This is a genomic window from Terrabacter sp. P5_B1 (assembly GCF_056400505.1).
Genome location: NZ_JBFULD010000460.1, coordinates 1 through 2,433, shown reverse-complemented (window position 1 = coordinate 2,433; position 2,433 = coordinate 1). Strand labels below are relative to the sequence as shown.

Genomic DNA, 2,433 nt, shown 5'->3' with positions numbered 1-2,433 from the left:
ATCTTCCCCGAGGCGACGATCTCGCGCTCGTGGGAGCTGCTGCCCTTCCGTCCCGGGGCGGCCGCGGTCGCGACGTGGTGCGGGGCGCCGCTGGTGCCGGTCGCGGTGTGGGGCAGCCAGCGCATCCACACCGTGGACGGCCGCTTCAGCCTGCGCCGCGGCACGGCCGTCACGATCCTCGTCGGTGAAACCGCTGCACCCTGCTCCAGACGCCGACCCGTATGCCGTCACCGAGCAGCTCCGCGCCCGCGTCGACAGCCTGCTCAGTGAGGCGATCGGCGCCCACCCCGACCAGCCGCGTGACGACGCGGACCGCTGGTGGCTCCCCGTCTCATGCGGCGGCACGGCGCCCGGCCGCGAGGAGGGGCTGCGGCTCGACGAGGAGGGCATGCGCAGGGCCGACCTCGCGGCGGAGGCGCGAATCCTCCGCTCTGGCAAACATTCTCGGGTTCGCCGCTCGGCCGCCCCTGGGCTGGCCACTCAGTAGCTCATCCCCATCACCGCCCGCACCGTCGCCAGCGTCCGCTCGGCCACCTCGGCTGCCCGGGCGTTCCCCTCGTGGAGCACCGACGTCACGTATGCCGGGTCGCGGGCGAGGTCCGCACGGCGGGCTCGGTGCCCGGCCAGGGACTCGTTGACCGCCTCGGTGACGACCGCCTTGAGGCGCTGCGCGCCGCCGTCGCCGATCTGCTCGGCCACCGACTCGGGTGACTCGTCGAGGAAGAGCCCGGCGATGGTGAGGAGGTTCGCGACGGCGGGACGACCGTTGGGTTCGAACGTGATCCGCCGTTCCGAGTCGGTGCGGGCGGCGCGAATCCGGGCGGCGGTCTCGTCTGCCGAGTCGCTCAGGTTGATGACGTTGCCCTTGCTCTTGCTCATCTTCGTGCCGTCCGTGCCGAGGAGGAGCGGGACCTCGCTGAGCAGGGCCTCGGGCTCGGGGAACACACTGTGCCCCGCGGCATACCGCGTGTTGAAGCGGCGAGCGATGGCGCGCGTCTGCTCGAGGTGCGGCAGCTGGTCTCGGCCCACCGGGACCATTCGGCTGTGGCAGAAGAGGATGTCGGCAGCCTGGTGCACCGGGTAGGTCAGGAGCAGGCCCGACAATGGGCGCCCGTCAGACAGGGCGAGCTCGTCCTTGACGGTCGGGTTGCGCCGCAGCTCCGCGTCGGTGACGAGCGACAGGAACGGCAGCATGAGCTGGTTGAGGGCTGGGACCGCGCTGTGCGTGAAGATCGTCGTGTGCGCAGGATCAAGGCCGGCGGCGAGGTAGTCCAGGACGAGGCCCTGGACGTTGGCGCCCATCTCACCGACCGAGTCGCGATCGGTGATGACTTGGTAGTCGGCGATGACGACAAACGTCTCGACTCCCTTGTCCTGCAAACGGACTCGGTTGCGCAGGCTGGCGAGGTAGTGGCCGATGTGGAGCAGCCCGGTGGGTCGGTCGCCGGTTAGCATCCGGAAGCGCGCGGGGTCCTCGGCGGCGTGCTCGTCGATGAGCACATCGAGAACCGCGCTGCGGTCGCGGGCCGCCGCGTACGTCGCGCTCTCGCCGTCGTCCACGACTGCTGTCGTCGGGGCGGTGGCGGTGGGGGTGGTGGGGAAGGTCGTGCTGGTGGACATGGTCTCTCCTGTCGTGCTGGACGCCCACGGGAGAGACCGGCCGCACGCCCTGTCGCCAGGAGACATGCAAGGAGCCGCCCGTGGGCGGCTCCGGATATCGGGTTGGTTCGAGGGGCCGCCTCAGCTGGGCAGCCACCACGCGCGGATCGGTGCGACGGTCGAACTCATGTCACTCAGGGTACGCGACGAGGACGCGCTCGGCGATCACGGTGAACCATCGGCTCGGTTGCCCGGCACGCCGTCGGGGATCAGTTCGCGTAGCCCAGCGCCATGCCGTTGACGCAGGCGTCGCTCGGCCGACGACGCCCCGACGGGTTGAGGCCCCCGTCGTCGGCCTTCTCGGCGTCGAGGATCAGCCCCACCGTGGCGCGCGCTGCGGGACACGTGGGGGAGAGCGCGATCTCGCGCAGCTGCGACAGCGTGTAGTGGCTCGACGTCCACTTCGGCTGGTAGAAGCCCCGACCCCAGTGGCCGTTCGCCTCGCGGGTGGCCAGCATCGTCGCGCCCATTCCGCCGATTGCCATCCGGCCTGCCGCGCCGGGTCGTCCCGCCCCAGTAGGTCGCGCGTCGCGACGTAGGCCACGGCCGCGTCCCCGCCAAGCAGCCAGGCGAGCACCTCCGGCGTGGCCACGGTCTCATCGTCGCGGGCCGGACGCCTGTGTGGGCGACCCTAGGCTGGACGGCGTGCCAGACCCGACGCGTCCGACCCAGCCCTATCCCACCCAGCCCCGTCCGACCCACCAGACGACCCAGCAGGCGAACCAGCAGGCGAACCAGCAGGCGACCCTGCTCGACCAGCTCGCCGCGCTGACC

Annotated in this window: 4 protein-coding genes; 2 read left to right on the top strand and 2 right to left on the bottom strand. The window is 71.5% G+C overall.

Going from position 1 to position 2,433, the window contains the following annotated elements; genetic code table 11:
- Positions 1 to 270, top strand: coding sequence for a lysophospholipid acyltransferase family protein (locus AC1DP0_RS20850; RefSeq protein WP_478088288.1), 270 nt, complete (start codon positions 1 to 3; stop codon positions 268 to 270).
- The gene (locus AC1DP0_RS20845) at positions 185 to 487 is read left to right on the top strand and encodes a hypothetical protein (protein WP_478088286.1); all 303 of its coding nucleotides are present in this window, start codon (positions 185 to 187) and stop codon (positions 485 to 487) included. Before AC1DP0_RS20850 ends, AC1DP0_RS20845 begins: the two co-directional genes overlap by 86 nt.
- Here AC1DP0_RS20845 and trpS read toward each other — a convergent pair.
- Positions 481 to 1,620: a tryptophan--tRNA ligase gene (gene trpS, locus AC1DP0_RS20840; protein WP_478088284.1), complete on the bottom strand. Its 1,140-nt coding sequence runs from the start codon at positions 1,618 to 1,620 to the stop codon at positions 481 to 483. The two genes, AC1DP0_RS20845 and trpS, sit on opposite strands and share 7 nt — an antisense overlap.
- A 248-nt stretch (positions 1,621 to 1,868) precedes the next feature.
- Positions 1,869 to 2,144 carry a hypothetical protein gene (locus AC1DP0_RS20835; protein ID WP_478088283.1) on the bottom strand — a complete coding sequence of 92 codons (276 nt, stop codon included), beginning with the start codon at positions 2,142 to 2,144 and terminating at the stop codon, positions 1,869 to 1,871.
- Between the last annotated feature and the right edge of the window lie 289 nt (positions 2,145 to 2,433).

What these genes read in the sequence shown, in the direction of transcription:
- trpS (WP_478088284.1), bottom strand. Translation starts at nt 1,620, where the DNA reads ATGTCCACCAGCACGACCTTCCCCACCACCCCCACCGCCACCGCCCCG.
- AC1DP0_RS20835 (WP_478088283.1), bottom strand. Translation starts at nt 2,144, where the DNA reads ATGGCAATCGGCGGAATGGGCGCGACGATGCTGGCCACCCGCGAGGCG.